Source organism: Kribbella sp. NPDC056951 (assembly GCF_042674205.1).
GTDB lineage: Bacteria > Actinomycetota > Actinomycetes > Propionibacteriales > Kribbellaceae > Kribbella > Kribbella yunnanensis.
This window is the reverse complement of sequence record NZ_JBHUQZ010000003.1, coordinates 481,907-507,692: the sequence shown is the minus strand read 5'-3', so window position 1 is coordinate 507,692 and position 25,786 is coordinate 481,907. Positions and strand designations below refer to the sequence as shown.

Here is a 25,786-nt window from a genome sequence, read left to right as displayed (position 1 = left end):
AACTAGATGAATGGGGTTGGAGATGATCGAGTTCCATCTGGACGGGCGGTCGGGGGTGTCGCCGTACCAGCAGATCGTTCAGCAGGTGCGCAATGCGCTCCGGCTCGGCCTGCTGCGGGAGGGGGACCAGCTGCCGACCGTGAAGGATGTGGTCGCAGCACTGGCGATCAACCCGAACACGGTGCTCAAGGCGTACCGCGAGCTTGAGCACGAGGGCCTCGTGCAGGCCAAGCCCGGTCGCGGCACCTTCGTGACGCGCACGTTGACCGACAACACGCTCGCCGCGCACGGTCCCCTCCGTCAGGACCTGCGGCGCTGGCTCACCAAGGCCCGCAAGGCCGGCCTGGACGACGAGAGCATCGAGGCGTTGTTCCTCACCACGTTTCGGTCCGCCTCTCAGGAGGGGGTAGCGTGAACGCGGCTCTGCAAGCACACGGACTGGGGAAGAAGTACGGCCGCCGGTGGGCGCTGACTGACTGCGACCTCGAGGTCCCATCGGGACATGTCGTCGGACTGGTCGGACCAAACGGCGCCGGCAAGACAACCTTGCTCAACCTGTCGGTCGGAATGCTCACCCCGACAATCGGCTCGGTCGAGGTACTCGGACAACCGGCTGGAACCCAGCAGGCGAAGGTCGGCTACGTCGCTCAGGACACACCGACGTACGCGCGGTTGAGCGTCGCCGACCACCTGAGGCTCGGCGCGCACCTCAACCCGACCTGGGACGATTCCCTAGCCCAGCAACGGATCCAGCGGCTCAGGCTGGATCCGAAGCAGCGAGCGGGCAAGCTCTCCGGTGGTCAGCGGGCACAGCTCGCATTGACACTCGGCCTGGCCAAGCGGCCCGAGCTGCTGATCCTCGACGAGCCCGTCGCTCCGCTGGATCCCTTGGCACGCAGGGAATTCCTGCAGGACCTGATGGAAGCAGTGGCCGAGCAGGAGCTCAGTGTCGTGCTGTCTTCGCACCTCGTCTCCGATGTCGAGCGGTCCTGCGACTACCTGGTCGTGCTGGTCGATTCGCGAGTGCAGGTCAGCGGCGAGATCGACACCTTGCTGGCGACACACCACCGGCTCACCGGCCCCCGCCGTACGGCGAAGGAACTGCCGAGCGACCAGACCGTCGTGAGCGAGAGCCACACGGATCGGCAGTCGACGTTCCTGGTTCGTACCGACCGGCCGATTCTCGACCCGTCGTGGTCGGTCACTCAGCTCACGCTCGAGGATCTCGTGCTGGCCTATATGGCTCCCGAGGTTCACTCGGAGCGTCCCGTTCTGGAGGTGCAGCGATGATCTGGCTGACCTGGCGGCAGTTCCGCGTCCAGTTCCTGGTGGTCGCAGCCGCGGTCCTCGCGGTCGGGATCGTCCTCGCGGCGACCGGGCCGGGCCTCGCCGACGACTACCGGCAGCTGGCGGATCGCTTCATCGACAGCCTGAAGTTCCAGCGCCTCAATCCGGTGCTCTACCAAGTTGGTCAACTACTCCTGTACGCAACCCCACCAGTGATCGGCGCTTTCTGGGGCGCACCCCTGATCGCCCGCGAACTGGAGACCGGCACGCATCGACTGGTGTGGGGCCAAAGCATCTCGCGCTGGCGCTGGCTCGCCACCAAGGTCGGGCTCGGCGGGCTGGCCGCGATCGTCGTCACCGGTGCACTCAGCCTGGCCGTGACGTGGTGGTCCAGCCCGATCGACCAGGCGCTCAACGCCGGCCAAGAGGCCAGTAACTACATGCCGCGGATGTTCCCGCCGATCTTCTCCGCGCGCGGTCTGGTCCCGGTCGGGTACGCCGCCTTCGCGTTCGCGCTGGGAGTCGCGGTCGGACTCGTCGTACGGCGTACTCTCGTCGCCCTCGCGGTCACGCTCGCCGTGGTCATCCTCGTGCAGGTGCTCACCCCGTCGCTGATCCGCCCGAACCTGATGGCGCCGACCGACCGGCTGATCGTCGCCACCGGGGAGAACCTGCGAGGCTTCATGCTCAGCGGCCCAGGTCCATCGCCGCAGGTGGTGAAGATGGAGGTCGGGATCGATGCCGTCGGCGGCTGGAAGCTGTCCGACGAGACCGTCGACAAGACCGGCAAGGCGGTCAGCACCCTGCCCCAGTGGATGGTCGACTGCGAGCCGGCCGGACCGAGGCAAGGCGAGACCTCGCCCAAAGCCGCAGCGTGCTTCCAGCGGCTCGCCGACGAGGGCTATCGGAACCACGTCCGCTACTTCACTGCGGACAAGTTCTGGGCCTTGCAGTGGCGCGAGTTCGGTTTGTTCCTGCTCCTGGCGTTCGCGCTGACCGGCTTCAGCTTCTGGCGGATCCGGCGCGACCTCTCCTGAGCTTCCGGACGAGCAGAGCCAAGCCCAGCAGTACGGCGGCCGCGACGGCTGAGCGCCAGGGCAAGGTGACCGCGAGTCCGAGGCAACCCAGCAGGCCGATCACGTTGATGGCTCGTGGCCAACGACGTTGGTCGGCCGGTTGGGTGAACGCGGACGCGTTGGCGATTGCGTAGTACAGGAGAACCCCGAACGAGGAGAAGCCGATCACGCCGCGAAGGTCGGTGGTGAGGACCAGGGCTCCGACGACAACGGCGAGCACGACCTCGGCCCGATGCGGCACCTGATACCGCGGATGGACGGCAGCCAGCCACCCCGGTAGGTCGCGGTTGCGGGCCATCGCCAACGTCGTCCGGCCGATCCCCGTGATGAGGGCCAGCAGCGCACCCAGGCTGGCCAGCGCCGCACCGATCCGGACCACGGGCACCGCCCAGGCGGATCCGGCGGCGTCGACTCCGGCAGCCAGCGGTGCGGCACTGGTCGCGGGGTCGACGACTCGTAAGAGCATCAGGCCGACGAGCAGGTAGATGACGATGGCGATTGCCAGGGCGATGGTGATCGCGCGCGGGATGGTGCGCTCGGGTTCGCGTACCTCCTCTCCCATCGTCGCGATCCGCGCGTAGCCGGCGAAGGCGAAGAACAACAGCCCGGCCGCTTGCAGTACGCCGTGCACCGAGGTGTCCGTGATCGCAGGCAGGTCGCGGGATCCGCCGCCGGTGCCGAGCAGCACCACGACGAGCGTCAACACCAGGAGACTGCAGGTGACGAGGATCTTGGTCAGCCGGGCCGTCCTGGTCACCCCGCGATAGTTGACGGCCGCCAACGCGGCCACCGCCAGCGACGCGACGAGTCTTCGAGCCCAGCCGTCGAGAGGTACGGCGTACGTGGCGAAGGTGAGCGCCATTGCGGCGCACGACGCGGTCTTGCCGATGACGAAGCACCAGCCGGCCGCGAATCCCCACCACTCCCCCAGCCGCTCCCGGCCGTAGACATAGGTGCCTCCGGCAACCGGATAGACCGCCGCGAGCTGGGCCGACGAGACTGCGTTGCAGTAGGCAACTACTGCGGCGATCACCAGCCCGATCAGCAGGCCGGAGCCGGCCGCTTGCGCAGCCGGCTGCCAGACCGCGAACACACCCGCGCCGACCATCGAGCCGACGCCGATCGCGACCGCATCGGTCAGGCCGAGTCTGCGCGCGAGCCCAGGCTGGGTTGCGGGCACGTCAGTCGCCCGCCGCCATCGCCGCGGCGATCTTCCGCTCGGCATCGACCACGTCCTCCTCGGGAGCCGCGGGCATCAGGTCGGCCCACAACGGAAGCATCTCGCGACGCGCCTCCAGCATGCCCAGCGGCCTCGGGTAGAACCACACGTGGAAGTGCGAGGAGCCGTCGCCCCAGCGGTAGACGTGTACTCGGGCGATGTCGCCGAGCGAGAGGATCGCGCGCTCGACCCTCGCGACCACCGGGCCGTAGCTCATGGCGAGCCGGTCCGGCAGGTCGGCGAACGAGTCGTGGTGAGCGCGGGTGGTCAGCCAGACGATGCCGGGGATGGTGACGTCGGTGGACCGGATCAGCGCCCAGTCGTCGTTCACCCACAGCGGCGGTCGGTGCTCGGACTGCTCGTAGTTCGCCAGCCAGTCGCACAGGCCGCACGGATCGCCACCGGGTTCTCCGACGCGCGGTGGTTCGGGTATTACCCGGGACTGCGGTTCGCGGCGAATCAGCGGTTCGGCGTACGGAAGAGTCATGGCGGAGCCTCCAGACGGTGGTTTCCACCAGTGAAACATGACCGTTGCAGCAAATGCAACGATCATGTTGCATCAGAGCTGGACGAGGCCGCGCAGCACCAGGTCGAGGGTCAGCCGGCTGACTCGGGTCCGGGACCAGTGGTGGCGGCCGCGCATATGCACGTAGGTGAAGGTCGCCGAGACCATCAACACCTCGGCGACGTCACTGATCCGGCCGTGCGGATGCAGTGTCCCGTCCGCCTCGCCTTCGCGGAGGTACCGCTCGAAGGGGGCGATGAACGACACCGGGCCGTTGCGCGCCTGCTCCTGATGGAAGACCAGATCCGACGAGAGCATCAACGGCAGATGCCGGTCGATCACGTCGAACAAGGCTTCCAGCGTCCGGATCAGCCCTTCGCGCCCGCTCCCGAAACCGGCCAGCACCGGCCACATCGTGTCCCGGTAGTCCTCGGCCAAGGCGTCCAGCAGCGAGTTCAGCAACAGCTCGACGGTGAGCCCTTGGCGCCAGAGCGTGACGCGCGACCGGCCCACCTTCTCGGCGACCCGCTCCAGCGTGACCCCGGACCAACCATGCTCGGCCAGTACGTCGATGGTCGCCGTACGCAGCGTCTCGTCCACCATCACGGTCATCCCGGCCGGCTCCTCGACTGCGACTGTTGTGCAACACCACCGTTGCACGGCACGATGACTGTACCAAGCCGACGAGGAGTCGCCGTGACCACCAGAACCGACCTCACGCTCCAGCTCACCGACCAGGAGCGAACCGGCCTGACCGCGCTAACAGCCGGCCTCCGCGCTGTCGCCGAATCCGACCTCACCGAGGAAGACGCGATGGTGGCGGCACTTGAGCTGGCCCTCACCCGCCTGATCGAAGACTTCGAGGTCCCCGACCCGACCGCCCGCCAGCAGGTCCAGTCCGCCCGCGACAACCTCCGAGCCCACTGGATCCGCGGCAGCGCGACGCTCTAACCCACCCCACGCTCCCAGCCCCCCAGTTCCTCCCCAAACCGGCTCGGGCCGGAACCACCGCCCCAACCCGAAATCTGAGCGGGCAACCCCCCATCGCGGTGGGCAACCCCCGTCCCCGCCAGGCAACCCCCCATCTCGGTGGATATCCCCGGAGTCGGGGGGTTGCCCATCGGAAATCTCAAGGGGCAACCCCTCGGCTCAGTGGGCATCCCCTGGGTTGGGGGGTTGCCACTCGAGTTGGGGGGTTGCCACTCGAGATGGGGGGTGGGGGCGGTGGTTAGGCCTTGAGGAGGGTTAGGAGGCGGGCTACCTCGGTGGCTACTGCGGTTCGGGCGGGGCCTAGGTATTTGCGGGTGTCTACGAGGGTTGGGTTGTCGGTGAGGGTTTGGCGGACTGCGGCGGTGAAGACGTTGTTGAGGTGGGTGGCGATGTTGACCTTGGTCATGCCGGCTTCGACGGCGCGGGTGAGGTCGGGGTCGGCCACGCCGGAGGAGCCGTGCAGGACGAGGGGTACGGCGACGGCTGCGTGCAGCTCGCTGATCAGGGCGAAGTCGAGGGTGGCGGTGCGCTCGGTCATGGCGTGTGAGGAGCCGACGGCGACGGCGAGGGCGTCGACGCCGGTCGCTTCGGCGAAGGCGACTGCCTCGTCGGGGCGGGTGCGGGCGCCGGGGGCGTGGACGCCGTCCTTGCCGCCGACCTCGCCGATCTCGGCCTCGACGAAGACACCGTGGTCGTGGCAGAACTTGGTCACCTCGGTGGTCGCGGCGACATTGTCGGCGTACTCGAGTTTCGAGGCGTCGTACATGACCGAGGTGAAGCCGAGCTGAACCGCCTCGGTGACGAGGTCGCGGTCCATCGCGTGGTCGAGGTGGACGACCACCGGGACCGTCGCAGCGGCCGCGGCCGCCAGCGTGGCAACGCCGATCGGCTTCAGCGCGCCGTGGTACTTCACCGCGTTCTCGCTGATCTGCAGCACGACCGGCGTACCGGCCTGCTCGGCACCGGCGATCAGCGCGGTGGCGTGCTCGAGCTGGATGACGTTGAACGCGCCGACCCCGCGACCCGCCTTGGCGGCGGCCAGCACGACCTCGGCTCCGGAAACCAACGGCATGAGTTCTCCTACTCCACAGACACTTGAGGTTGCCACCGGCGGTACGCGGCCAGGTCGATGTCCCCGGCAACCGGTGTCAGCACGGCCGCCGCCGAGGCGGCAACAGCAGACTTCAGTACGACGGACCAGTCGGGTTCGGCAGATTCGGCGATCGCTGCCGCGACGACCGCCGTACAGGCGTCGCCGGCGCCGGTCGGGTTCCCGCTGACCTGCTCGACCGGGAATGCACGCCAGACGCCCTTGTTGCTAGCAGCAACCATTCCGCGCGGGCCGTCGGTGATGACCGCGGCGGTCGCGCCAAGCTCCACCAGTTGCCGCGCACCGTCCTCAACCCCAGCGTCACCAACAGCCTCGCGCAACTCGGCAGCGTTCGCGCGAACCACGGCACCCGCCTTCGCAGCCGCGACCAGCGCGTCGCCGCCAGCGTCAATCACCGTCAGTACGTCGTGATGCCGCGCGCGGACCGCGATCTCGGCATAAGCGTCGACAGGCAGCCCGGGCGGGATACTGCCCGAACAAGCCAGCACACCAAGGCGTCCCCACGGCATCCGCTCACCGAATGCACGCCACTCGTCCGCGGAGATCGACGGACCGGCCTCGTTGAAGATCGTCGCATCACCGTCGATGCCGTTGACGATGGCAACAGTCCGCCGGGTCTCGCCCCTGATCGGCGTCAGCAACGCGGTCAGCCCCGCATCGAACAGCTCGGCTGCGACCGCTTCACCGGTAACGCCACCGACGAACCCGAGAACCAAAACGGAATGCCCGAGCGTGGACGCGACGCGCGCGACGTTCACACCCTTGCCACCGGCACGCTCACGCACGGCGCCAACTCGGTGGCTGCCACCAACCACCAACTCGGAGACCTCGTACGTGACGTCCAGCGCCAGGTTGAGCGTGACGGTGCCGACTAGTCCAGCCATGCGCCGGCCCGCATCACCTTCTGGACGTGGTAATCGTCGTCCAGCAGCACCAGGTCGGCGCGGCGCCCGGTCTCGATTGAACCGACGTCGTACCAGCCGAAGGCCTGGGCGGGTGTGGTCGAGGCCATCCGGGACGCGTCGACCAGCGAGGTCCCGGCCTTGACGGCGTTGCGGAAGGCAACGTCCATGGTCAAGGTGCTGCCGGCAATCGAGTGCGGTGGCCTGGAGAGTGTGGCCAGACCGTCCTTGACGTCGACCTCGAGGTTGCCGATCTTGTAGTGGCCGTTGCCCATCCCGGTCGCCTCCATAGCGTCGGTGATGAGCGCGATCCGGTGTACGCCGGCCGCGGCCAGCGCGACGCGCACGACCTGCGGATCCAGGTGCATCCCGTCGTTGATCACCTCGAGCAGCAACCGCTCGTCGTTGATCGCGGCACCCACCGGACCCGGATCGCGGTGATGGAACGGCCGCATCCCGTTGAACAAGTGCGTCGCGACCGTGGCACCCGCATCGGCACCCGCGATCATCTGCTCGTACGTCGCATCGGTGTGCCCGAGCGCGGCCACCGCACCGGCGTCGACGACCTGGCGGATCGCGTCCAGCCCGTGTTCGAGCTCCGGCGCGATCGTCACCATCCGTACGACGTCGCTCAGCACCTTGGCCACGTCATCGGCGACCGGGTCCCGCAGCAGCGTCGGCTCGTGCGCACCGCATCGGGCCTCGGACAGGAACGGCCCTTCGAGGTGGACACCGTTGATGATGCCGTCGGTGACCAGGTCAGCCAGGCAAGCGGTCTGCGAGGCCAGCAGGTCCAGCGGCCCGGTGACCAGGCTGGCCATCGTGGTCGTCGTACCGTGCTTGGCGTGGAAGGCCGCGACCTTGCGCGCCTCCTCGGGATCGGTCGTCGAGTACGACGATCCGCCGCCGCCGTGAGTGTGGATGTCGACGAACCCCGGGACCACCGTCACGTCGCCGAGGTCCTCGGGCCGCTTGCCATCGGCCGGCATCCCCTCGGACCGGCGGCCGTAGGCCAGGATGTCGGAGTCGACGACCTGGATCCAGGCGCTCTCCAGCACGTCGTCCGGGGTGACGAGGCGTCCCACCCGATAGGTCGTCATGACTGCTCCTCGATCTCTTCCACTCGGTCCCAGGCGTAGAGCGCGGCGCCGAGGCAGCCGGCTTCCTCCCCCAGCACGGCGGCCACGATCTCCGGCTCGCGCTGGAACGTCAGGCGTGCGTGTACCCCGTCGCGCAGCGGCTGCAGCAGCGTCTCGCCGGCGCCGACCAGCCCGCCGCCGATCGCGATCCGGGTCGGCGCGACCAGGGTGGTGTAGAGGACGAGTGCGTCGACCAGGACGGTCAGGGCGTCGCGCCAGACCTCCGCGGCGATCTCGTCGCCGGCTGCGAGCAGCTCCAGCACCTCGCGGGAGCCATCCACGACTCGGCCGGACCGAGCGGCGTACCGACGGGCCAGCGCGGCCGCGGATGCGACTGTCTCAAGGCAACCCCACTGGCCGCAGGCGCAGAGCTCGGCCGCGTCGCCGTGGATGAACCGGGTGTGGCCGAGTTCACCGGCGTACCCGTCACCGCTGACGAGGCGGCCGTCGATCACCATCGCGGCGGCGATGCCAGTGCCGAGCGGCAGGAAGAGGGAGTTGCTGGTCCCCTTCAGAGCGCCCTGACGAAGCTCGGCGTACCCACCGGCGCGGACGTCGTGCGCAAGCACGATCGGTACGTCGTCACCTACCGCGGCGACCAGCTCCGTGCGGACCGGCGTACCGGCCCAGGCCAGGTTCTCGGCGACGACGGTTCCGGCCGCGGAGATGATGCCGGGCACCACCACACCGATCGCCCGCACCCGGTGACCGTCCGCCGTGGCCTTCTGGCCGAGCTCGACAACGGTCTCCAGCAATGCGTCGAGCACGGCGCGGCCCCCGGCAGCCCGGGGAGTCGGCCTGGTCTCCCGGTGCACAACGGCACCGTCGGCGGCGACCAGGCCGCACTTCATCCGGGTTCCACCGAGATCGACGGCAACCACGACTTCACTGGGGTCCACGGAGCGCCATTATGCAGCGTTACCCGGCAGTCCGAACATCCATGAGCATTCCTCGGACAGACCACTACAGCGTGTGGTCACTCGGTTTCAGCCGCGTAACCCACGATCGAACGCCGCAACCAGGAACGCAATCAGGTTTTCGGCGAGCTTCCCCGGGTCCTCCAGCTCGGCGCCACCAGGTGCCGGCGTGAGCGCCTGCGACTGATGGAGAGCCAGCAGGCCGAGCATGTTCACGTACCCGAACGCGACCGCCTCGGACGCCGCGTGCGGCAACGCCGTCCGCAACGCCGCCAGGTACCGCGCCTCGATCGGATCGGACTCGGCGACGTACAGCTCGCGAATCCGTTGGCTCGGATCGAACGCGATCCGTCCGATGAACCGCGCCACCACCGCGCCGCGCTCACCGCGGCGCAGGACGAGGTCCAGCCCGGGCTCGACGAAAGCCCGGATCAGCTGCTCGGCCGACGGTGTTCCGATGGCCTCCAGCTGGTCCAGCCGGCGTCTGCGCTCGGTGTTGACCGGCGCCATCGCGCGCGCCACCGCCGCCCGCAGCAACGCCTCTTTGGAGCCGAAGTGATAATTGACGGCCGCGATGTTCGCCGCCGCGGCGACGGTGATCGCGCGCAGCGAAGTTCCTTCGTATCCCCCTTCGCCGAACCGCTGCTCGGCGACGTTGAGCAATCGTTCCCTGGTCGATTCGACCGGTGTCTCCACAGAGTTCTCCTTCCCCCCAGCCACCACTCGCGCAGGCACCCCACCTGCTCACGGGCCGTAGCCTGCAGTCAGCATAGTTCAAACGGTCGTTTGAATCAGAGGCCTCAGCGCATTCTTTTCCGAGAAATCCTCAGATCTCTCTGAAATCCTTTTCCTTCCCACCACTCCCCCGCCTCACACCTGCCACACCCAACGGACTACGGAGTCTCCGAAGTCCGCTTGAAATACCTGTTGGGGTGCCTGGAGTTCGTCCGGGGCACGTGACTAGGGTCGGTGGCCATGACTTCGGTGCGGATTGAGCGGCGGTTCCAGGGACCGGCTAAGTCGGGGAACGGTGGATACGTCGCCGGGTTGGCCGGTACGGCGCTCGCCGGGGTGCTCGCGGATGGCCTGGTACCGCAGGTGACGCTGCGGGTTCCGCCGCCGATGGAGATCGACCTCGAGCTCGTGGTGAGCAGCGAGGGCGCGCAGTTGCGGAACGGCGAGCAGTTGGTGGCCGGCGCCGTACCGGTTCCGGCGGACTTCCTGGTCGACGCGACGATCGACCCGGTCTCGTTCGAGGAGGCACAGAACGCGGAGGCGGGGTATCGCGGGCTCACCTGGCATCCGTTCCCGAGTTGCTTCGTCTGCGGACTCGAGAACCCGCGTGGGCTGCAGCTGAAGCCGGGTCCGGTGGGCGACGGCCGGACGGCGTGCACGTGGACGCCTGCGGCCGACCTGGCGAGTGACGGGCTGGTGGACCCGGTGTTCCTGTGGGCCGCACTGGACTGCCCGAGCGGGTGGGCGATCGACCTGGAGGGCCGGCCGTCGGTTCTCGGTCAGCTCACCGCCTGCGTGGACGCACAGCCGCAGCCCGGCGAGGAGTGCGTTGTGATGGGACAACTGCTGGAGCTGGACGGTCGCAAGACGCTGACCGTCAGCACGCTCTACGACTCCGACGGCCGGGTTCTGGCCCGTGCGCGGGCGACCTGGATCCAGGTCGACCCGGCTCTGTTCAACTAGCGCGTGCGGGCCGCGTGGGCCCGGACCTTGGCGCGATTGCCGCAGGTCGCCATCGAGCACCAGCGGCGACGACCGCGCGAGTCGAGGAACAACCAGCCACAGCCGGGACACGTCCGCACATGAGCGCGTTCTGGTCCCGTGAGCAGCTCGGCGGCCAACAGGGCCAGTTGGTCGAGCGGCCGGGCCAAATCCTCCGGCAGCTCCCAAGTCGCGCTGTCGTCTTCGGTACGAACGAACTGGCGGCGGCCGGATGCCCGCTCGATCACCCGGGCGACCGCCTCGAACGGTCCGTCGGTCTCATCCGCCCGCCCGGTCAGTACGTCGTACAGGTCGATCCGGAAGTCGAGTGTCGCGGTCAGTCGGCGGGCCGCCTCGGTCGGGCGGCCGCCGGCCTGTTCGATCAGCCGGAAGACCGCCGCCGGCGACAGCAGGCCGACGGCGGAGTTCCAGATCAGGAAGGCCTCGTACGACGTCAGCCACTCGGTCCGGGCCGGACCACGGGTGATCCAGTCGGACCGGGTGTTGACGAAGTCGAGCACCGGATGCGCGCCGACCGGCTTGGGCAGGACAACACCCTGCACAAGCTCGAGATGCGACGGCAGCGCGCTCATGGGGTCAGCGGTCCGCAGGGACGGTCGCCGTACCGGTTGGGACGCTGACCGGGGTGCCCTGCGGGATGACCATGAACTGGATCTTGCCCGACTCGATCGCGGACTTCAGCAGGTAACCCTGAGCACCGAGCATCTGCACCTGCTTGCGCACCGACTCCAGCTCAACGTTGACCCGCTGGTTGGTCTGCTCCTGGGTGGCCTTGGCGAGCTCGGCGCGCTGCTTGGCCTCGAGGCCGTCGATGATGCCCTTGTCCAGCGGGGTCGGCTTCTGCACCGTGAAGGACAGCTCGCCACAGGCGTTGTTGCCGTTGTACGCCGGGCCACAGAAGTAGTCACCGCCGACAGCGGCCGGCAGCAGCCGGGTGAACTCCTTCGACGCGGCGGTCTGGAACTCCGACTTCTTCGCCTCGTTGTTGTACAGCTCGGCCCACACGTAGTTGGTCGCGACCGCGGACAGCGCCCGGTCGATCTGCGGCCGGAAGTAGGACTGGAGCATGTCGTTCCAGCCGCGGTCGGTGTAGGCGTCGGTCTTCAGGCCGATCCGCTCGTGGAAGGACTTGATCGTGTCCTCGGTCCGGTTCAGCGTGAAGTAGACCTGGACCCGGACGCCGAGCCGCACGTTGTCCTTGCTGACCACGGTCACCTCGTCGCCGGCGTCGGTGTCCGCACCGGCGCCGCCGATGATGTACGAGCGCTGGTCGATCGGGTAGGCGTAGACCGTGTCACCCGGTCCGATCAGACTGTTCGTCGAACCCGGCGGGATGATCGACTTGAACTTCTTGTCCTCGACCACGCCGCCGCCGTAGTGCAGGCCGATCTTGTTCGCGTCGGTGTCGGCGAAGTTGAAGATGTTGAACAGCGCGATGATCACGATGACCGTGACGATCCCGCCGCCGATCAGCTTCCCCTTGACCCCGCCGCCCGACTTGACCGCGGTGGTCCCCAGCTTTGCCATCAGTCCTCTAGCTCCTTGCGTTCCACCAGTCGCCGGACATCGGCGAGGGTCAGATCGGCGGTGACCGCGACATCGCGCGGTACCGACGGATGGGAGCTGAGCGTACGCAAACCCTGCTCCGCAGCCGAAACCGCCCGTTCGAGTGACCTGACCTCGCGGAGTAACGCCCGGTGCTCGACGTTCATCTCGGCCAGGGCACGCTCTGCCTGGGCGGCCCGGCGGTACGACGCCCACGCGAACCAGCCGGTTCCGACCAGCAACAGGATGACGGGCAGACCGAGTCTGAGGACCATGGCCCAGATTGTCGTTCATCCCAGGGCGAAAAACAGTTGAACGGCCTCGCCGGGCGACGTAGATTTTCGGTACACGCGAAGGGAGGTGGTCCTAAGAATGAATTCTTACCGGACTCGTGAGGTGGCGGCGGGCTGACCGCCAACCACTAGCTTTTGGGCAAGTGGTCGGCCAATCCAACGCCGCCACCGGACCCGCGGGTAGTCAGGTAGTCCGCCTGACCCTGGACCACTGCCATCCGGTAGTGGCCTGGAAGCGCCCGCGGGTTTCTTTTTTTTTGAAACCAGCACAGCTACTCAGGGACTGGGCAGTCGAGGCCCATCGCGAGCCCGATCTCGTAGAGCTGGGCCTCGAAGTAGGCCGCCGCGTCGGGCAGCACCCAGTGCAGCTGGCCGAAGACCTCCATGCAGATCAGGCCGTAGAGCCGCGTCCAGTAGGTCAGGCCCAGGTAGATCGCACCCGGCGGCATGCCGTGGAAGGCCGTGGCCTCGTCGCTGAGCTGGGCGACGAGCTTGGTACCGAGGACCTCGTCCGGCGGATACGGGAACGGCTGCGCATGCCAGATCTGCGCCACCAGCTCCTTGAACAGCGCGCCGAACCGCATCGCGGCCTGATGCCCCGGAGTGTCGTCGTGATCGTCGGCCTCCGGATTCGGGACCGTCGTCCCGAACAGCAGGGCGAACTCGGCCGGATGTGCCAGCGCCCAGTCCCGCAGACCATTGGCGAGCAGATAGAGCTGCGCGCCGAGATCGCCTTCCCCGTCGCAGCTGAGCTCCATCAGTGCGGTCGTGAGTTCGTCGTACAGGTCGGCGACCAGCTCGGTGAGCAGGGCTTCGTGGCTCGGGAAGTAGCGGTACAGCGCGGGCGCGGTGAGGTTCACCTCGCGGGCGACGGCGCGCAGGCCGATCGCCGCGACGCCGCCACTGACCAGCAGCCGGCGCGCGGCCCGCTTGATCTCGGCCAGCGTCGCCGCTCGCGCCTCGTCACGCCGATTCATCCACACACTCCTTGACACCGTCGAACCTTGAGTGAACACTGTTAACAGTTAACGCTGTTCACTCAATCTTTCCGCCTGAACTTTACGCCCTTCGGGAGAGTTTCGTGTTCGAGACGCTCGGCCACTTCAGCTACCGGCGGCGCCGTCTGGTGCTCGCCCTGACCGCCGCCTTCATCGCCCTCGGGGTGATCTGGGGCACCGGGGTCTTCGGCTCGCTCGCGAACGGCGGCTTCGACGCCCCCGACACCGAGGCCGCAAACGCCGTCGCATCCATCGAGCAGAACGTCGGCCGCACCGGCACCGACGTGGTCGTGCTCTACCGCAGTCCCGACCAGACCGTCGCCGACCCCGGATTCCGGTCCGCGGTCGAGCGGGACCTGGCCGAGCTGCCGACGAACGACGTACTGCGAGCGACGACGTACTGGAGCACGAAGTCGCCTGTGTTCATGTCGAAGGACCAGCACAGCACGTACGCCGTACTGACGCTGGCCGGCGCGACTCCAGAGGAGCGGCTGGAGACCTTCCACCGGATCGCCGATCAGGTTCGGAGCGGACCGGCCGGGCTGGACACCAAGGTGGGCGGTGAGGTCGCCGTCTTCGACGAGGTGAATACGCAGACCGAGGAAGACATCGTGCGGGCCGAGACGATCTCGATGCCGATCGTGCTGGTACTGCTGGTCGTCGTGTTCGGCGGCCTGGTCGCCGCGTCGCTGCCGTTGTTCGTCGGCGCGCTGGCGATCCTCGGTGCGTTCGTGCTGCTGCGCGGGTTGTCCGCGGTCACCGACGTCTCGATCTTCTCGATCAACATCGTCACGATGATCGGGCTCGGGCTCGCGATCGACTACGCGCTGTTCATCGTCACCCGGTTCCGCGAAGAGCTTGCCAAGGGCAATGATGTCGAGACCGCGCTGACCACGACGATGGCCACGGCCGGCCGGACGGTCGCCTTCTCCGGCGTCACGGTCGGGGTGGCGATCGCCAGCCTGGCGTTGTTCCCGGTGATGTTCCTGCGTTCGATGGCGTACGGCGGGGTCGCGGCGGTCGCGGTCGCGATGATCGCCGCGCTCACCGCATTGCCCGCCCTACTGGCTGTCCTGGGGCACCGCGTGAACAATCTGCAGGTTCCTTTCCTGCGCCGGCGGTCGACCGCGGCGGATCACCACGGAGCGTGGTACCGGCTCGCGCAAAGCGTGATGCGGCGGCCGGTGCGCTACGTGCTGGTCCTCGTCCCGCTGTTGCTCGTGCTCGGGATCCCTTTCCTGCAAGCACAATTGGGCGGCGTCGACCACCGCGCCCTGCCGTCTGGCGCCACCTCGCGGACGGTGACCGAGACCCTGCAGCGCGACTTCGCCGGGGCCGGTGGATCGGATGTGTTCGTCGCGGTTCGCTTCGACCAGGCGCCGACCGACCCGGCGGTGGCGCTGCAGCCTTATCTGGCTTCGCTCAAGCAGATCGCCGAGGTCGAAGATGTTCGGATCAGCGGCTTCAAGAACGGTGTCGCCGAGGTTGTCGTGCACACGCATTACACCGCGCAGGAGCTACCTGCCCGTGATGTCGTCCATGCGGTGCGCGCGGTCGAACCACCTTCCGGGACGACCGCGCAGGCCGGTGGTGAGACAGCCGCGCTGATCGATCTACTGGACGTGCTGGCGGAGCGAGCGCCGTACATGGGTGGTTTCGTCATCCTGGCCACGTTCCTGCTGCTGTTCCTTGCCTTCGGCTCCTTTGTCCTGCCACTGAAGGCACTGCTGATGAACGTGCTGTCGCTGTCGGCGGCGTTCGGGGCGATGGTGTGGATCTTCCAGGACGGTCATCTGTCCGGGTTGCTCGACTTCACGCCGGCCGGATTCCTCGATGCGACCAACCCGGTGCTGTTGTTCGCGATTCTGTTCGGGTTGTCGATGGACTACGAGGTGTTCCTGCTCAGCCGGATCCGCGAGGAGTACGACCGGACCGGGGACAACACTCAGGCGGTCGCCCTCGGACTGCAGCGCACCGGCGGAATCATCACCAGCGCGGCACTGCTGCTGGTGATCGTGGTCGGGGCGTTCTCGACCTCGGGGATCGTGTTCGTGAAGATGATCGGGGTCGGGCTGGTGATCGCGATCGCCCTCGACGCAACGGTGGTCCGGGCACTGCTGGTGCCGGCGACGATGCGGTTGCTCGGCCGGGTGAACTGGTGGGCTCCGGCGCCGCTGGTCCGCTGGTGGGACAAGTACGGCATCCGCGAGTCGTCCGAACCTCCTCAGGGCTGGAGCCGCACCAACTCCCACGAAGAGCTGGTACGCCGATAGGCCAGGCGGTCGTGCAGGCGACCGACCCGGCCTTGCCAGAACTCGAACGCCTGCGGGTCGACCCGATACCCACCCCAGAAGTACGGCGTCGCAATCTCGGTGCCCTCGGGCCATTGCCGCTCGTACGACGCGTACTGCAGATCCAGCTCGGCCCGGGATTCCACCGGCTGGCTCTGCTGCGAGGCCCAGGCACCGAGCTGGGACTCGCGGGGGCGGGCGGCGAAGTAGGCGTCGACCTCCTCGCTGGGCAGCTTGCTGACTGTGCCCTCGATCCGAACCTGGCGCTCCATCGCGTGCCACGGGAAGACGAGGGCGCAGTACGGATTCGCCGCTAGGTCGTCTGCCTTGCGGGACTGCTGGTTCGTGTAGAAGACGAACCCGCGCTCGTCGAGGCCCTTCAGCAGAACAGTGCGCGCTGAGGGTCGGCCGTCGGCATCGGCGGTCGCCAGCACCATCGCATTCGGTTCGGTGATCCCGGCATCCGTCGCCTGGGCAAGCCAGACCCCGAACTGCGCAATCGGATCCGCATCCAACTGGTCCTCGAGCAGTTCACCGAGCCCGTACGTCTGCCGCATCTCTCCAAGGTCCACGTGGTTGAGATTACTGCGCGTGCCTCCGGCCGAAGGCGCGGACCAGGCGACCGCCGCGGGGCTTCGCGGTGGGCGGCGGCGTCGGCACGGCTCGGGGCGGGGCGGTGAGAGGGCGGAGGACCTCGGGCAGGTGGTCGTTGACCTCGGCCAGGTGCAGGTCGAACGTCGCCCGCCACAGCGCCTGCCTCAGCGTGGCCTCGGCCGCGGACGAGCTCGCACCGGCGACTGAAGCGGCCCACAACGTGCTGAGGGCTCGCTCGTCGAAGCCCTCGACTGCGAGCAGCATCGACTCGATCCGGTCCCGGTCGGGCGCATCGGCCACCCGGCGCGGCCGTGGCAGTCGTTTGAGCGGACGGGTCTGTTGTTCAACCGGTACGGCGTTCGCGAACGCTGCACGGATGGACTGCGGAAGCAGTTGCGGCGACACGGCACCCGCCGTACGACCCCGGCGGATCTGTTCCACCAGGTAGAAGTAGTCGAGCATCTTCGCGTCTTCGATCCCCCCGCGGACCGCGTCGCGCAGTACTTGCTCGATCTGAATGCCGACGGCCGCCCGCGCCGCCTCGGACGGACCGGTCGCCGGGACCAGGGTCGTCTCCAGGTGCCGGCCGAAGACCTGCAGTTTCGCGGGCAGGGGCAGGGCATTCACGGTCGGCAGATCGGCCGGATAGTAGTGGCCATAGGCAACGGTGACCTCCGCGCCCTCGGTGGGAACGGGCGCGTACAGATCGTGAGCCTGGCCTTCCGAGTGCCGGTGCCAGGTGAGAGCGTGGTCGATGAGGTTCGGTAGCGGCGGTGCGGGCGTCTCCGGGGCCTGCGGGCCGAGCGGCCAGAGGCGGTGGATGGAGTCGGTCAGGTCGTCCGCCGGCTCGTCGACTGTGTCGGTCAGCCACAGGGAGCTCGGTTCGATGCGACTGGTGGTCTGGCGATGGAGCTTGCCGTCGGCCACGATGTGCGTCGCGCCGGGGACGGCGAGCACCCCTTCGTACGGCGTACTGTCGCCCATGAACCAGCCGCAAGCCGCAGCGAACGCCCAGCCCCGCGGTGAGGCTGCGGCGGCTACACCGGCGAACAGTAGGGCAGCGACCGGACGGTTGCTCCACACCCAGCCGTCAGGCAACCGGACCTGGTAGAGCTGGCCCAGACCGGCAGAGTCGGTGAACAGCTCCAGACGGTCGTCGTCCAGCACTGCCATGGTGAACGGTGGGGCCAGCTCAATGAAAGCCTCCGGCGTACGACGCACTGCCTCGGCCAGCGCACCAGGCGCATCAGCCGGGGCGATGTCGCCGACCACGCGCTCGTACCCGACCGGAGTGTGCAGGCTGGCGACCCGCACGTTGCCCGTCTCGTGCCACGACGGCCACAGCGTGTTGCGGTCACTGCTGCCCCACAGGTGTAGGCCGTGGGTGCTGCCGTCGTGGCCCCAATGCGCTGCGCTGTCTGCGTAATAGGCCTCCACCCGGGCCGCTCCCTCGGCTGCGCGAGCCGCGGAGTCGGGCCGGTGAAAGGCGTAGGCGACCAGGGTTTCCACGCTCTACTCGATGCGATTAGGGCCACGAAAGTTATCCGCAGGTGTCCGGAGAGAACTATGCTGCCTGGGCGCCAAACATGAGGACGAGGGAGTGGTATGTCAGATCCGAAGACCGAGGTGCAGCACGGGCTGGAGGGTGTGATCGCGTTCGACACGCAGATCGCCGAGCCGGACAAGGAAGGGTCGGCGCTGCGCTACCGCGGCGTGGACATCGAGGACCTGGTCGGCCGGGTGCCGTTCGAGAACGTCTGGGGCCTGCTGGTCGACGGAGCGTTCACCCCGGGCCTGCCGCCCGCGGAACCGTTCCCGCTGCCGGTGCACACCGGTGACGTGCGGGTCGATGTCCAGTCGGCGCTCGCCATGCTCTCCCCCGCCTGGGGACTGCGCCCGCTGTACGACATCGACGACGTACAGGCTCGTGAGGACCTGTCTCGCGCCGCGGTGATGGCACTGTCCTACGTGGCGCAGGCCGCGCGGGGTATCGGGCAGCCGATGGTGCCGCAGCGTGAGGTGGACAAGGCGAAGACCATCACCGAGCGGTTCATGATCCGGTGGCGTGGTGAGCCGGATCCCAAGCATGTGAAGGCGGTCGACGCGTACTGGACGTCCGCGGCCGAGCACGGCATGAACGCCTCCACGTTCACCGCCCGGGTGATCGCTTCGACCGGCGCCGATGTCGCGGCCGCCCTGTCCGGTGCTGTGGGTGCCATGTCCGGCCCACTCCATGGTGGCGCACCGGCCCGGGTACTGACGATGATCGAGGGTGTCGAGCGCAGCGGTGACGCCCGTTCGTACGTGAAGGGTCTGCTGGACGCCGGCGAGCGGCTGATGGGCTTCGGACACCGCGTGTACCGGGCCGAGGACCCGCGCGCCCGCGTGCTCCGCCGTACGGCGCGTGAGCTGGACGCACCGCGGTACCAGGTGGCCGAGGCGCTGGAGCAGGCCGCACTGGCCGAGCTGCGCGAGCGGCGGCCGGACCGGGTGCTGGAGACCAACGTCGAGTTCTGGGCAGCCATCGTGCTGGACTTCGCCGAGGTCCCGCCGCCCATGTTCACGTCGATGTTCACCTGTGCGCGGACGGCCGGCTGGAGTGCGCACGTGCTGGAGCAGAAGCGCACCGGACGGCTGATCCGCCCGTCGGCGATCTACTCCGGCCCGGGCACGCGTCCGGCCGACTCCATCGAGGGCTGGGACCCGGCCTGGGCCTAGTGCTCCCTGGCCCTAGTGTTCTTGGCTGGGGCTGCGGCCGGTGCGTTGCTTGTACTGGCGGCTGAAGTACGGAACGTCTGTGTAGCCGAGAGCGGTGGCGGTCTGCGTGACCGTCATCCCGCTCTCGGTCAGCAGCTGGTGTGCACGGTCGATGCGGGCCTGGATCAGGTACTGCGCCGGTGACATCCCGAACTGTTTTGTGAACCGTCTCGTGAACTGTGCCCGAGACAGTGCGGCCTTGTGGGCCATCTCCCCGACTGTCCAGTCCCGGCCCGGGTCCTGGCGGAGCTGGCGAGCCACCTCGTCAACCTGTGCATCGGTATTTGGGCGGGTGAGGTTGTGGACCGCGTCCCAGATCAGTCCGATCAGCTGCTCGAGACAGAGCTCGGCCTGACGCCGCCCGAGCGCGTCACCACGCCGGTACGCCGAATCGCTCGTCCGCGCGAGCACATTCAGCAGCTCGCGGTCCATGACTTCGCCCCAGCGCGGTTCCGGGACCACGCCGTACCGGCTGGTCTCGAAGTGCATGCCGAACACCAGCAACCGCCGCCGCGGGTCGTGAGTCGCCCGGGGCTCGTCACCTGGCTGGAAGACGGCACAGACGCCGGGGCTGAGGTCTTGGTGGGCGCCGTCGAGTTCCATGTGGCCGCGGCCGTCCAAGACGCACCACAGCAGGTGGTCTGCCAGTTTCGGCGATACCCAGGACCAGTTGGGCTCGCAGCGCCAGAAGGTCGGTGGGGACAGCCGGGTCAGCGGTAGCGGATGCAACAAAAGTCCAACTCCTTGCATGGATCTTCCGTGGCTCGGCTCCAGTGTGGACCGGAGAATTGAATCATGGTGAGTGATTCGTACAAGCAGGATTTCGAGCGGGACGGTTACACACTGGTGCGCGGGCTGTTCGGAGCCGATGAGGCCTCGCAGTTGCGGGAGCACTACATGGTGCTGCGGCAGCGCGGGTCGTACTCCGGCGACGAGTCCGGCGTGAACACCAACAGTCGCGATCCCCTGCGGCGGTATCCCCGGATGGCGCAGATGCACCGCTGGGACGACGTGTCGCTGCAGTGGCTCATCGACTCGCGTATCGACGAGGTGATGACCGCGCTGCTGGACAGGTCGCCGTACGCGGTGCAGACGATGCTCTACTTCAAGCCGCCGGGCTCGCGCGGGCAGGCGCTGCACCAGGACAACTTCTACCTGAAGGCCGAGCCGGGTACCTGCGTGGCGGCCTGGATGGCGCTCGACCGGGTCGACGAGGCGAACGGGTGTCTCCAGGTCGTGCCTGGTAGTCACCGGTGGCCGATCCTGTGCACCGAGAAGGCGGACACCACGGTGAGCTTCACCGATGTGACAGTGCCGCTGCCGGCGCCGGATGCCGCCGTACCGGTCGTTATGGAGCCTGGTGACGTGCTCTTCTTCCATGGCGCGCTGGTACACGGGAGTGCACCGAACGTGACCGAGGACCGCTTCCGGCGGGCTCTGATCGGTCACTACATCCAGGGCGAGGCGTCGAAGGTCGCGTCGTACTATCACCCGGCGCTGCGGATGGACGGCTCTCCACTCACGCTGGACGTCGCCGAGGGCGGCGGGGCGTGCGGTGAGTGGACCGACGGTCCGGACGGGCCAGTCGCCGTACTGACCGGGACTCAGGTGATCGAGCGCAAACACGAGTGAGGTTGAGACCCGGAATGGGCCGGGCATGGCACTGTGGGATGATGTGGATGCTGACAGCGTCGTCGGCGCAGAACTTGCCAGACGACGAAGGGAACCGCTGGTGACCAGCGACATCGTTCTTCCTGCTGAGCTCAAGCCCGTCGACGGCCGCTTCGGAGCGGGACCGTCCAAGGTCCGTCCGGAAGCCGTCGCCGCCCTGGCGACCGAGGGCGCCAAGCTGCTCGGCACCTCGCACCGCCAGGCCCCGGTGAAGAACCTGGTGGCCCGTGTACAGCAGGGTGTCTCCGACCTCTTCCAGCTGCCCGAGGGCTACCAGGTGGTGCTCGGCAACGGTGGCTCGACCGCCTTCTGGGACATCGCGACGTTCGGGCTGATCCGCGAGCGCAGCCAGCACCTGAGCTTCGGTGAGTTCTCCTCGAAGTTCGCCAAGGCCGCACAGCTCGCCCCGCACCTCGGCGACCCGACCGTGGTCAAGTCCGACCCGGGTACCCGTCCGGTCGCCGTGGCCGAGGCCGGCATCGACCTGTACGCGTGGCCGCACAACGAGACCTCGACCGGCGTGATGGCCCCGATCAAGCGGGTCGCGGGCGCCGACGCCGACGCGCTGGTCGCGATCGACGCCACCTCGGGCGCCGGCGGCCTGCCGGTAGACATCACCGAGGCCGACGTCTACTACTTCGCCCCGCAGAAGTGCTTCGCCGCCGACGGTGGCTTGTGGATCGCCGTCATGTCGCCGGCCGCACTCGCCCGGGTCGAGGAGGTCACCGCCTCCGGTCGCTGGATCCCGGCGTTCCTGGACCTGGCCACCGCAGTCGACAACTCGAGCAAGCACCAGACCTACAACACGCCGTCGCTGGCCACGCTGTTCCTGATGGCCGAGCAGACCGACTGGATCAACAACCAGGGCGGCCTGGAGTGGAGCGTCGCGCGCACCACCGACTCGAGCAACCGGCTCTACAACTGGGCCGAGAAGTCCGACTACGCCACGCCGTACGTCGTCGACCCCGACGCCCGCTCGCTGGTCATCGGCACCATCGACCTGGACGACTCGATCGACGCTGCAGCGGTCGCCAAGACCCTGCGCGCCAACGGCGTCGTCGACACCGAGCCCTACCGCAAGCTCGGCCGCAACCAGCTCCGCGTCGCCATGTTCCCGGCGGTCGACCCGGACGACGTCGAGAAGCTCACGCAGTCGATCGACTACATCGTCGACAAGCTGAAGTAACTCCCTACGATGGGCCCATGCACTGGGGCGAAGAAGTCGCAGTACGGGGAGCACGGGTCCACAATCTGAAGAACGTCGACGTCGACATACCGTTGCGCCAGCTGGTGGCGCTGACCGGTGTGTCGGGGTCGGGGAAGTCCTCGCTGGCCCTCGGTGTCCTGTACGCCGAGGGCTCGCGTCGTTATCTGGAAGCGTTCTCGACCTACACGCGGCGGCGGTTGTCCCAGGCTGCGCGGGCTGACGTCGATGCGGTGGACGGTGTACCCGCCTCAATCGCCCTGCATCAGCGGCCGGCGGTGCCGGGGGTGCGCAGCACATTCGGTACCGCGACTGAGCTGCTGAATGCACTTCGGTTGATGTACTCGCGGTTGGGTGCGCACCTGTGTCCTCGCGGACACCGCGTCGCGGCAACGATCGAGATCGCGTCGACCGGGCAACTGACATGTCCGGTGGATGGCGAACGGTTCGCCGTACCGGGGGCTGAGGATTTTGCCTTCAACGGCGATGGGGCTTGCGAGACGTGTGGTGGGACTGGTGAGGTCCGGCAGATCGATCAGGGCACGCTGGTGCCGGATGAGTCGCTCACGATCGACGATGGTGCGGTCGTGGCCTGGGGCTCGTTCGGGGCGAGTTTGTTGCCGCAAGTGGTTGCTCAGCTGGGTGTGCGGACCGATGTACCGTTCTCGCAGCTGACTGATGCCGAGCGGGAGACGATCTTTCGGGGCGCCGAGACCAAGCGCCTGGTGGTTGTCACGAGCAAGAAAGGTAACGCCTTCGAGCTCAACGCGACGTACCGGAACGCCAACCGGGTCGTCCAGGATGCATTGGACAACGCGCAGAGCGAGAAGACGGTGGCGCGGCTGGACCGGTTCGTCCGGGTGGGCGCGTGTCCGACGTGCGGTGGTTCGCGGCTGAATGCGCGTGCGCGGTCGGTGCTGCTGAACGACGTACCGCTCGATGTCTTGTCGTCGTGGAGCCTTTCGTCGGCTACTGACTTCATTCGTAAGCTCCCTGTGCCTGTTGAGCTCTCGCGGATGGCTCAGCAGATCACTGCGGCGTTCACCACGACCGCAGAACACCTGCTGGGGCTCGGACTTGGGTACCTGTCGCTCGACCGCGCCTCGCGCACGCTCTCGACGGGCGAACTGCAGCGGGTGCAGCTCGCCCGGACTTTGCGGAGCAGCGCGACCGGCTTGCTGTATGTCCTGGACGAGCCGTCGGTTGGTCTGCACCCGAGCAACATCGACGCGCTGATCGACGTCGTACGGCGACTGGTCGCGACCGGCAACTCCGTGGTGCTCGTGGACCACGACGTCCGCGTACTGCGGCATGCGGACTGGCTGGTCGAGATCGGGCCGGGCGCTGGTTCGCACGGCGGCGAGATCGTTGCCACTGGCACCGTTTCTTCGTTGGAGGCTGCTGATTCTTCGTTGATCGGCGGGTTCCTGAGCGGGGCCGAACCGGTGGTGGTTCGGCCGCAGGTGCCTGCGGACGAGACCTTCGTGCACGGGCGGATCCGGCTCTCGACGTCACCGCACTTCACGCTGCACGCCCTCGAAGCCGAGTTCCCGCTGCGTCGGCTCACCGCGGTGACCGGCGTCTCCGGTTCCGGCAAGACCACCCTCGTCCTCGACAGCCTCGCGTCGGCACTCCTCGGGCACGGGCCCGCACATGTTCGGGGGCTCGATGCGGGCGGCATCGAACGAACCGTCGTCGTCGACGCGGCCCCGATCGGACGCAATGTGCGCTCGACAGTGGCGACGTACAGCAACATCCTCGACGACCTCCGCCGCGCCTACGCCGCCACACCCGAGGCTCGTGGTCTCGGTCTGACCGCGGCCGACTTCTCCTACAACACCGGCAGTCTCCGTTGCCCACAATGCGAAGGCACCGGCCAGATCTCACTCGACGTCCAGTTCCTGCCCGACGTCGACATCCCCTGCCCCCTCTGCGGCGGCACCCGCTACAGCCCCGCCGCCGACGCCATCACCCTCGACGGCCTCACCATCCCCCAGGCCCTCGCACTCACCATCGAACAGGCCCGCACCGCCTTCCCCCACCTCCGCAAAGTCCAGTCCCGCCTCCGCACCCTCGACGAGATCGGCCTCGGCTACCTGATCCTCGGCGAAGCCACCCCAGCCCTCTCCGGCGGCGAAGCCCAACGCCTCAAACTCGTAGCCGACCTCGAAAAACCCCAGTCCAACACCCTCTTCATCTTCGACGAACCCAGCGTCGGCCTACACCCCGCCGACATCCGAGTCCTCCTGTCCGTCCTGGACCGCCTGATCACCGCCGGCGCCACCGTCATAGTCATCGAGCACGACCTGGACCTGATAGCCAACGCGGACCACATCATCGACCTAGGCCCCCAAGGCGGCACCGCCGGCGGCCGCATAGTCGCCGCCACCACCCCCACCAACCTCCCCCACCACCCCGCCAGCATCACCGGCCGCTACCTAACCCCGAAGGTCGGCTAACGCACGGACGGCGGGTTGGCAGTCGGGGGTGTTTGGGAGTTTGGGGGTGCCGGTGGAGATGTAGATGTTGGTTACGTAGCCGCGGTATTTGGGGAGGTAGGCCCACCAGTCGCTGGTGTGGGGTGGGTCGGTGACTAGTTGGCTTTTTTTCTGGCAGGTGACTAGGACGTCTGCGGTGGAGGGGAGGGTGCCGATGACTGTGCTGGTGGTGTTGGGGGCGGAGCGGACTCGGACGCCGGAGCCGGTGGTGGTGAACCAGGTGCCTGGGGATTTGACGGCTCCTGGGATGGTCAGGGTGCGGGTTAGGCGGGTTACGTCGGTGTAGGCCTTGCCGTAGGGGGTGCTGTCGGGGTGGAGGGTGTAGACGGCGACGATGGTTCGGTCGTTGGGGCCTAGGGTTCCGGTGGTGTGGAGGGCTTCTTTGACGAGGTCTACGCCGGCTGCGCCGTTGGCGGAGGGGAAGCCTGACCAGCCTTGTTTGATGGCGAACGGGGGTTCGAAGACGGAGGGGATGCCGAAATACTGGTCGAAGCCGTCGGTGCCGTAGCGGGTTGCCTGGTGCAGGTTGCCCATGACGAAGGTGCGCACGGGAGCCGGTGCTTGGTCGAGCAAGTAGCGGTAGATGCGGACGGTGTCGGCTGCGGTGAAGGCTGCGTAGCCCCAGAAGCCTGGGTGGGTGGCGGGCGGGCCTGCGGTGTTCGTCAGGCCTAGGCGCGGGACCATCCGGTCGATGATGGCCGAGCGACCCAGCTGGTCCCAGTAGTAGGACGCGGCGGCGTCGTCGCTGCGGCGCAGCATCACCTCGAGGCGGGATCGGTCGGCCGCCGGCATCTCGTACGTCGGTCCGCGGTTCCACAGGTAGTCGAGGGCGAGTAGCAGCTTCACTACCGAGGCCGAGCGGAACTGCAGGTCCGGGTTGAGCGACTCGGTGAACTGCCCGGTCTGCCGGTCGAACACCGCCACACCGGCCGAGACCCCCGGCGGTACGACGACAGTCCCCGTCGTACTGGCTGACGCTGGGACAACCGCCAGCGCGAGCACGCTCGAGCCTGCCAGGAGCATCGACAACCACCGACGGAAGCTGCGCATCT

Annotated in this window: 26 protein-coding genes; 10 read left to right on the top strand and 16 right to left on the bottom strand. The window is 67.8% G+C overall.

From position 1 onward, the window contains the following. The first annotated feature begins 22 nt into the window (after window positions 1-22). The 3 genes from ACFTSF_RS15330 to ACFTSF_RS15320 are packed head-to-tail and all read left to right on the top strand — an operon-like array spanning window position 23 to window position 2,324. Window positions 23-415 (top strand): GntR family transcriptional regulator, encoded by a 393-nt coding sequence (locus tag ACFTSF_RS15330; RefSeq protein ID WP_165952665.1) that lies wholly within the window; start codon window positions 23-25, stop codon window positions 413-415. After that, window positions 412-1,290, top strand: a complete 879-nt coding sequence (locus ACFTSF_RS15325; RefSeq protein ID WP_380154358.1) for an ABC transporter ATP-binding protein — start codon at window positions 412-414, stop codon at window positions 1,288-1,290. Before ACFTSF_RS15330 ends, ACFTSF_RS15325 begins: the two co-directional genes overlap by 4 nt. Then, a complete protein-coding gene (locus tag ACFTSF_RS15320; RefSeq protein WP_380154357.1) occupies window positions 1,287-2,324 on the top strand; it encodes an ABC transporter permease in 1,038 nt (345 codons plus the stop codon). Before ACFTSF_RS15325 ends, ACFTSF_RS15320 begins: the two co-directional genes overlap by 4 nt. Here ACFTSF_RS15320 and ACFTSF_RS15315 read toward each other — a convergent pair. The 3 genes from ACFTSF_RS15315 to ACFTSF_RS15305 form a co-directional block, all read right to left on the bottom strand. After that, on the bottom strand, window positions 2,290-3,588 hold the full coding sequence (locus ACFTSF_RS15315; protein WP_380154356.1) for an APC family permease: 1,299 nt from the start codon (window positions 3,586-3,588) through the stop codon (window positions 2,290-2,292). The two genes, ACFTSF_RS15320 and ACFTSF_RS15315, sit on opposite strands and share 35 nt — an antisense overlap. Continuing rightward, window positions 3,545-4,069 carry a hypothetical protein gene (locus ACFTSF_RS15310; protein WP_380154355.1) on the bottom strand — a complete coding sequence of 175 codons (525 nt, stop codon included), beginning with the start codon at window positions 4,067-4,069 and terminating at the stop codon, window positions 3,545-3,547. Before ACFTSF_RS15310 ends, ACFTSF_RS15315 begins: the two co-directional genes overlap by 44 nt. 72 nt (window positions 4,070-4,141) lie before the next feature. Further along, window positions 4,142-4,699 carry a TetR/AcrR family transcriptional regulator gene (locus ACFTSF_RS15305; RefSeq protein ID WP_380154354.1) on the bottom strand — a complete coding sequence of 186 codons (558 nt, stop codon included), beginning with the start codon at window positions 4,697-4,699 and terminating at the stop codon, window positions 4,142-4,144. 84 nt (window positions 4,700-4,783) lie between these two features. Here ACFTSF_RS15305 and ACFTSF_RS15300 point away from each other — a divergent pair, with 84 nt between their 5' ends. Continuing rightward, window positions 4,784-5,038: a hypothetical protein gene (locus ACFTSF_RS15300; RefSeq protein WP_380154353.1), complete on the top strand. Its 255-nt coding sequence runs from the start codon at window positions 4,784-4,786 to the stop codon at window positions 5,036-5,038. Between the two features lie 277 nt (window positions 5,039-5,315). Here ACFTSF_RS15300 and ACFTSF_RS15295 read toward each other — a convergent pair whose 3' ends face one another. From ACFTSF_RS15295 to ACFTSF_RS15275, 5 genes are all read right to left on the bottom strand, one after another. Continuing rightward, on the bottom strand, window positions 5,316-6,149 hold the full coding sequence (locus ACFTSF_RS15295; RefSeq protein ID WP_380154352.1) for a ketose-bisphosphate aldolase: 834 nt from the start codon (window positions 6,147-6,149) through the stop codon (window positions 5,316-5,318). Between the two features lie 8 nt (window positions 6,150-6,157). Continuing rightward, entirely contained in the window at window positions 6,158-7,072 is a 915-nt protein-coding gene (locus tag ACFTSF_RS15290; RefSeq protein WP_380154351.1) for a 1-phosphofructokinase family hexose kinase, read from the bottom strand. Next, window positions 7,060-8,190: an N-acetylglucosamine-6-phosphate deacetylase gene (nagA, locus tag ACFTSF_RS15285; protein WP_380154350.1), complete on the bottom strand. Its 1,131-nt coding sequence runs from the start codon at window positions 8,188-8,190 to the stop codon at window positions 7,060-7,062. The genes ACFTSF_RS15290 and nagA overlap by 13 nt, the downstream gene beginning before the upstream one ends. Beyond that, window positions 8,187-9,128, bottom strand: coding sequence for an ROK family protein (locus ACFTSF_RS15280; protein ID WP_344145069.1), 942 nt, complete (start codon window positions 9,126-9,128; stop codon window positions 8,187-8,189). The genes nagA and ACFTSF_RS15280 overlap by 4 nt, the downstream gene beginning before the upstream one ends. 87 nt (window positions 9,129-9,215) lie before the next feature. Next, window positions 9,216-9,842 (bottom strand): TetR family transcriptional regulator, encoded by a 627-nt coding sequence (locus tag ACFTSF_RS15275; protein ID WP_344145067.1) that lies wholly within the window; start codon window positions 9,840-9,842, stop codon window positions 9,216-9,218. Window positions 9,843-10,121: 279 nt separating this feature from the next. Here ACFTSF_RS15275 and ACFTSF_RS15270 point away from each other — a divergent pair, with 279 nt between their 5' ends. Then, on the top strand, window positions 10,122-10,844 hold the full coding sequence (locus ACFTSF_RS15270; protein WP_380154349.1) for a hypothetical protein: 723 nt from the start codon (window positions 10,122-10,124) through the stop codon (window positions 10,842-10,844). Here the strand turns inward: ACFTSF_RS15270 and ACFTSF_RS15265 are convergent. The 4 genes from ACFTSF_RS15265 to ACFTSF_RS15250 form a co-directional block, all read right to left on the bottom strand. After that, window positions 10,841-11,455, bottom strand: a complete 615-nt coding sequence (locus ACFTSF_RS15265) for a CGNR zinc finger domain-containing protein (protein WP_380154348.1) — start codon at window positions 11,453-11,455, stop codon at window positions 10,841-10,843. The two genes, ACFTSF_RS15270 and ACFTSF_RS15265, sit on opposite strands and share 4 nt — an antisense overlap. 4 nt (window positions 11,456-11,459) lie before the next feature. After that, complete coding sequence (locus tag ACFTSF_RS15260) at window positions 11,460-12,410, bottom strand: SPFH domain-containing protein (protein ID WP_380154347.1); 951 nt, start codon at window positions 12,408-12,410, stop codon at window positions 11,460-11,462. Beyond that, window positions 12,410-12,703: a hypothetical protein gene (locus ACFTSF_RS15255; RefSeq protein WP_380154346.1), complete on the bottom strand. Its 294-nt coding sequence runs from the start codon at window positions 12,701-12,703 to the stop codon at window positions 12,410-12,412. Before ACFTSF_RS15255 ends, ACFTSF_RS15260 begins: the two co-directional genes overlap by 1 nt. A 290-nt stretch (window positions 12,704-12,993) precedes the next feature. Beyond that, entirely contained in the window at window positions 12,994-13,698 is a 705-nt protein-coding gene (locus ACFTSF_RS15250; protein WP_344145057.1) for a TetR/AcrR family transcriptional regulator, read from the bottom strand. A gap of 104 nt (window positions 13,699-13,802) precedes the next feature. Here ACFTSF_RS15250 and ACFTSF_RS15245 point away from each other — a divergent pair, with 104 nt between their 5' ends. Next, entirely contained in the window at window positions 13,803-15,992 is a 2,190-nt protein-coding gene (locus ACFTSF_RS15245; RefSeq protein WP_380154345.1) for an MMPL family transporter, read from the top strand. Here ACFTSF_RS15245 and pdxH read toward each other — a convergent pair. Both pdxH and ACFTSF_RS15235 read right to left on the bottom strand, forming a co-directional pair. After that, a complete protein-coding gene (gene pdxH / locus ACFTSF_RS15240) occupies window positions 15,944-16,582 on the bottom strand; it encodes a pyridoxamine 5'-phosphate oxidase (protein ID WP_380154344.1) in 639 nt (212 codons plus the stop codon). The genes ACFTSF_RS15245 and pdxH overlap by 49 nt on opposite strands. Before the next feature lie 10 nt (window positions 16,583-16,592). Next, window positions 16,593-18,113, bottom strand: a complete 1,521-nt coding sequence (locus ACFTSF_RS15235) for a hypothetical protein (RefSeq protein WP_380154343.1) — start codon at window positions 18,111-18,113, stop codon at window positions 16,593-16,595. Between the two features lie 96 nt (window positions 18,114-18,209). Between ACFTSF_RS15235 and ACFTSF_RS15230 the strand changes: the two genes are divergently transcribed. Further along, window positions 18,210-19,322, top strand: coding sequence for a citrate synthase 2 (locus ACFTSF_RS15230; protein WP_344145049.1), 1,113 nt, complete (start codon window positions 18,210-18,212; stop codon window positions 19,320-19,322). Between the two features lie 12 nt (window positions 19,323-19,334). On the opposite strand, the gene ACFTSF_RS15225 is transcribed toward ACFTSF_RS15230, so the two are convergent. After that, window positions 19,335-20,090, bottom strand: coding sequence for a helix-turn-helix domain-containing protein (locus ACFTSF_RS15225; protein ID WP_380154342.1), 756 nt, complete (start codon window positions 20,088-20,090; stop codon window positions 19,335-19,337). 66 nt (window positions 20,091-20,156) lie between these two features. Here ACFTSF_RS15225 and ACFTSF_RS15220 point away from each other — a divergent pair, with 66 nt between their 5' ends. The 3 genes from ACFTSF_RS15220 (at window position 20,157) to ACFTSF_RS15210 (ending at window position 24,695) form a co-directional block, all read left to right on the top strand. Further along, a complete protein-coding gene (locus tag ACFTSF_RS15220) occupies window positions 20,157-20,993 on the top strand; it encodes a phytanoyl-CoA dioxygenase family protein (RefSeq protein ID WP_380154341.1) in 837 nt (278 codons plus the stop codon). Between the two features lie 97 nt (window positions 20,994-21,090). After that, window positions 21,091-22,218 carry a phosphoserine transaminase gene (serC, locus tag ACFTSF_RS15215; RefSeq protein ID WP_380154825.1) on the top strand — a complete coding sequence of 376 codons (1,128 nt, stop codon included), beginning with the start codon at window positions 21,091-21,093 and terminating at the stop codon, window positions 22,216-22,218. Between the two features lie 17 nt (window positions 22,219-22,235). Beyond that, window positions 22,236-24,695 carry an excinuclease ABC subunit UvrA gene (locus tag ACFTSF_RS15210; protein WP_380154340.1) on the top strand — a complete coding sequence of 820 codons (2,460 nt, stop codon included), beginning with the start codon at window positions 22,236-22,238 and terminating at the stop codon, window positions 24,693-24,695. Here ACFTSF_RS15210 and ACFTSF_RS15205 read toward each other — a convergent pair. Further along, window positions 24,675-25,784 (bottom strand): hypothetical protein, encoded by a 1,110-nt coding sequence (locus ACFTSF_RS15205; RefSeq protein WP_380154339.1) that lies wholly within the window; start codon window positions 25,782-25,784, stop codon window positions 24,675-24,677. The genes ACFTSF_RS15210 and ACFTSF_RS15205 overlap by 21 nt on opposite strands. Window positions 25,785-25,786: the final 2 nt, after the last annotated feature.

Bases quoted from the DNA above. Each gene is read 5' to 3' on its own strand.
- ACFTSF_RS15330 (WP_165952665.1), top strand. From the start codon at position 23: ATGATCGAGTTCCATCTGGACGGGCGGTCGGGGGTGTCGCCGTACCAG.
- ACFTSF_RS15265 (WP_380154348.1), bottom strand. From the start codon at position 11,455: ATGAGCGCGCTGCCGTCGCATCTCGAGCTTGTGCAGGGTGTTGTCCTG.
- ACFTSF_RS15270 (WP_380154349.1), top strand. From the start codon at position 10,122: ATGACTTCGGTGCGGATTGAGCGGCGGTTCCAGGGACCGGCTAAGTCG.
- ACFTSF_RS15320 (WP_380154357.1), top strand. From the start codon at position 1,287: ATGATCTGGCTGACCTGGCGGCAGTTCCGCGTCCAGTTCCTGGTGGTC.
- ACFTSF_RS15290 (WP_380154351.1), bottom strand. From the start codon at position 7,072: ATGGCTGGACTAGTCGGCACCGTCACGCTCAACCTGGCGCTGGACGTC.
- ACFTSF_RS15210 (WP_380154340.1), top strand. From the start codon at position 22,236: ATGCACTGGGGCGAAGAAGTCGCAGTACGGGGAGCACGGGTCCACAAT.
- ACFTSF_RS15255 (WP_380154346.1), bottom strand. From the start codon at position 12,703: ATGGTCCTCAGACTCGGTCTGCCCGTCATCCTGTTGCTGGTCGGAACC.
- ACFTSF_RS15315 (WP_380154356.1), bottom strand. From the start codon at position 3,588: ATGCCGAGCGGAAGATCGCCGCGGCGATGGCGGCGGGCGACTGACGTG.
- ACFTSF_RS15230 (WP_344145049.1), top strand. From the start codon at position 18,210: ATGTCAGATCCGAAGACCGAGGTGCAGCACGGGCTGGAGGGTGTGATC.
- nagA (WP_380154350.1), bottom strand. From the start codon at position 8,190: ATGACGACCTATCGGGTGGGACGCCTCGTCACCCCGGACGACGTGCTG.
- ACFTSF_RS15250 (WP_344145057.1), bottom strand. From the start codon at position 13,698: ATGAATCGGCGTGACGAGGCGCGAGCGGCGACGCTGGCCGAGATCAAG.
- ACFTSF_RS15295 (WP_380154352.1), bottom strand. From the start codon at position 6,149: ATGCCGTTGGTTTCCGGAGCCGAGGTCGTGCTGGCCGCCGCCAAGGCG.
- ACFTSF_RS15220 (WP_380154341.1), top strand. From the start codon at position 20,157: ATGGTGAGTGATTCGTACAAGCAGGATTTCGAGCGGGACGGTTACACA.
- ACFTSF_RS15305 (WP_380154354.1), bottom strand. From the start codon at position 4,699: ATGACCGTGATGGTGGACGAGACGCTGCGTACGGCGACCATCGACGTA.
- ACFTSF_RS15205 (WP_380154339.1), bottom strand. From the start codon at position 25,784: ATGCGCAGCTTCCGTCGGTGGTTGTCGATGCTCCTGGCAGGCTCGAGC.
- ACFTSF_RS15260 (WP_380154347.1), bottom strand. From the start codon at position 12,410: ATGGCAAAGCTGGGGACCACCGCGGTCAAGTCGGGCGGCGGGGTCAAG.
- ACFTSF_RS15310 (WP_380154355.1), bottom strand. From the start codon at position 4,069: ATGACTCTTCCGTACGCCGAACCGCTGATTCGCCGCGAACCGCAGTCC.